The sequence below is a fragment of the Actinoalloteichus spitiensis RMV-1378 genome (genome assembly GCF_000239155.1).
GTDB lineage: Bacteria > Actinomycetota > Actinomycetes > Mycobacteriales > Pseudonocardiaceae > Actinoalloteichus_B > Actinoalloteichus_B spitiensis.
On sequence record NZ_AGVX02000791.1, the window covers coordinates 1 to 3,190 of the forward strand.

Sequence of the window (3,190 nt, forward strand, 5' to 3'; positions counted from 1 at the left end):
GCGAGGAGCTCGCCGAGCGCGTGGCGGAGTTGGAGGCCGAGCGGGACGAGCTGCGGGAGCGGTTGGGGGGCGCGGAGGAGTTCGGCGCGTCGGCGGGCCCGCTGGTGGTCCGGGACGTGTTGTCCGCTCGCTCGGTGCTCCTGGTCACCACCGAGGACGTCGAGGAGGCGGCCGCCTCCTCGGTCGCGGCACTGGTCGAGGAGGCCGGCGGTCGGGTCGCCGGGGAGGTCGCGGTGACCGGGGACTTCGTGGACGGGCGGCGGGTCGACCAGCTGCGCGACCTGGTCAGGCGGCTGCTGCCCGCCGGGGCGAGCCTGCCCGCCGGAGGTGACCCGGGGTCCCTGGCCGGGTCGCTGCTGGCCTCCCTCCTGGTGGTCGATCCGGTGACCGGTGAACCCGGTGGGGAGGAGGTGGAGCGGGAGGTCGCGCTGACCGCGCTCGCGGAGGCGGGGTTCCTGCGGGCGAGGGGGCCGGTGTCGCCGGCGGAACTGGTGGTGGTCCTCACCGGCACCGGTGGCGGCACCAGCGGGGAGGGCACGGGGGGCGCGCTCCGGGACCGTTCCCAGCTGCTGCGGGCGCTGGTCTCCGAACTGGCCCGTGCCGGGCGTGGCGTGGTCGTGGCGGGGCCGACCCGGGCGGCGGCCGAGGACGGGCTGCTGGGGGTCCTGCGGACGGACGCGGGCACCCGGACCCGGGTGAGTACCGTCGACACCCTGGGCGCCGGGGAGGGCCCGGCGGTGGCCGTGCTCGCGCTGCGGGCCGCGTGGGAGGGCGAGGTGGGCCACTTCGGGGGAGCGGAGAACGCCCAGCGCCGGTCCCCGCTGGCGCCGGGTACCTGAGCTGTCACCAGGCGTGGGCGCGGGCGGAAGCGCGGGCGTGCGTGTCGAGGACCCGTTCCGGGAGGTGTTACGGTGAGGTCCCGTGGGTCGACGGTGGTCCGTCCCCCATCATTCAGGACACTCCGGCCGTCACGGCCAGACGCACGGGAATCACGGGAGCCTCCTTGGTGCTGCAAGCACGCACGATCAAACACGTGTTCGTCACGGGAGGCGTGGCATCCTCCCTGGGTAAGGGACTGACCGCCTCCAGCCTCGGGCAGCTGCTCACGTCGCGCGGGTTGCGGGTGACGATGCAGAAGCTGGACCCCTACCTCAACGTCGACCCCGGAACGATGAACCCGTTCCAGCACGGTGAGGTGTTCGTCACCGAGGACGGGGCGGAGACCGACCTCGACATCGGCCACTACGAGCGGTTCCTGGACCGGGACCTCAGCGGTCGTGCCAACGTCACGACCGGTCAGGTGTACTCGACGGTGATCGCCAAGGAACGACGCGGCGAGTACCTGGGGGACACCGTCCAGGTCATCCCCCACATCACCGACGAGATCAAGGCCAGGATCACCGCCATGGCCGAGCCGGACGAGCACGGCGTGACGCCGGACGTGGTGATCACCGAGGTCGGTGGCACCGTCGGGGACATCGAGTCGCAGCCGTTCCTGGAGGCCTGCCGGCAGGTCCGGCACGACGTCGGCCGGGACAACTGCTTCTTCCTGCACGTCTCGCTGATCCCCTACCTCGCGCCGTCCGGCGAGCTGAAGACCAAGCCCACGCAGCACTCGGTGGCCGCGCTGCGCAACATCGGCATCCAGCCCGACGCGTTGGTGTGCCGGGCCGACCGCGAGGTGCCCGACTCCCTCAAGCGCAAGATCGCGCTGATGTGCGACGTCGACACCGACGGCGTCATCGCCACGCCCGACGCGCCCTCGATCTACGACATCCCCAAGGTGCTGCACTCCGAGGGGCTGGACGCCTACGTGGTGCGCAGGTTGGGCCTGCCGTTCCGGGACGTGGACTGGCGGGTGTGGGGCGATCTCCTCGACCGGGTGCACAACCCCGTCGACACGGTGCGGGTGGCGCTGGTCGGCAAGTACGTCGACCTGCCGGACGCCTACCTCTCGGTGACCGAGGCGCTGCGGGCCGGCGGGTTCGCCCACCGTGCGAAGGTGGAGATCCGCTGGGTCCCCTCGGACGAGTGCCAGGACGAGCAGGCCGCGGCGACGGCGCTGGCCGGGGTGGACGCCGTGCTGGTGCCCGGCGGGTTCGGTGTGCGGGGGATCGAGGGCAAGGTGGGGGCGATCGCCCACGCCCGGACGCACGGCATCCCCGTGCTCGGGTTGTGCCTCGGCCTCCAGTGCATGGTCATCGACGTGGCGAGGAACCTCGCCGGGCTCCCGGGGGCGAACTCCGCGGAGTTCGACGAGGCCGGTACCCACCCGGTGATCTCCACGATGGCCGACCAGACCGCGGTGGTTGCCGGTGAGCGGGACATGGGCGGGACCATGCGGCTGGGTGCCTACCCGGCGACGCTGACCGAGGGGTCGCTGGTGGCCGCCGCCTACGGGGCGACGGAGGTGTCCGAGCGGCACCGGCACCGCTACGAGGTGAACAACGCCTACCGGGACAAGCTGACCAAGGCCGGTCTCGTCTTCTCCGGCACGTCCCCGGACGGCCGGTTGGTGGAGTTCATCGAGCTGGCCGCGAAGAAGCACCCCTTCTACGTCGGCACCCAGGCCCATCCGGAGCTGAAGAGCCGGCCGACGCGGCCCCACCCGCTCTTCGCGGCGTTCGTGAAGGCGGCGCTGGACTACCGCGCCGCCGAGCGCCTGCCGGTGGAGTTCCCGGACGAGGCGACCACCGCTACGGTGTGATCGTGGCGGACGACCCGGTGACCAGGACCCACGGCGCGCACGTGTTCGAGACGCGGGCCAGCGTCGACCTCTACGAGGGGGCGGTGCTCGCGCTGCGCTCCGACGACGTGGTGATGCCCGGTGGTGGCACCGCCCGCCGTGAGGTCCTGGAACACCCGGGTGCGGTGGCGGTGGTCGCCCTCGACGAGGACGACCGGGTCGTGCTGATCCACCAGTACCGGCACCCGATCGGCCGGCGGCTGTGGGAGCTGCCGGCCGGGCTGCTCGACGTCTCCGGGGAGGAGCCCGCCCTGACCGCCGCCCGGGAACTGGCGGAGGAGGTCGGGCTGGCCGCGGCGGAGTGGTCAGTGCTGGTGGATGTCGCGGCCTCGCCGGGCTTCACCGACGAGGTGGTGCGGGTGTACCTCGCGACCGGCCTGTCCGAGGTGGAGCGGCTGAGCGGGACGGGGGACGAGGAAGCTGACCTCGTCCCGCACCGGGTCC

General features: G+C 72.8%; 3 protein-coding genes. All 3 read left to right on the plus strand.

Features of this window, described 5'->3' with window-relative positions:
• Positions 1 to 839: copper transporter (locus ACTIDRAF_RS0225305; protein ID WP_016701443.1), on the plus strand; the 839-nt coding region annotated here is incomplete at its 5' end.
• Positions 840 to 1,003: 164 nt separating this feature from the next.
• Positions 1,004 to 2,707, plus strand: coding sequence for a CTP synthase (locus tag ACTIDRAF_RS0225310; protein WP_026066487.1), 1,704 nt, complete (start codon positions 1,004 to 1,006; stop codon positions 2,705 to 2,707).
• Between the two features lie 2 nt (positions 2,708 to 2,709).
• A partial coding sequence (locus ACTIDRAF_RS0225315) for an NUDIX domain-containing protein (RefSeq protein ID WP_245533638.1) occupies positions 2,710 to 3,190 on the plus strand: 481 nt, incomplete at its 3' end.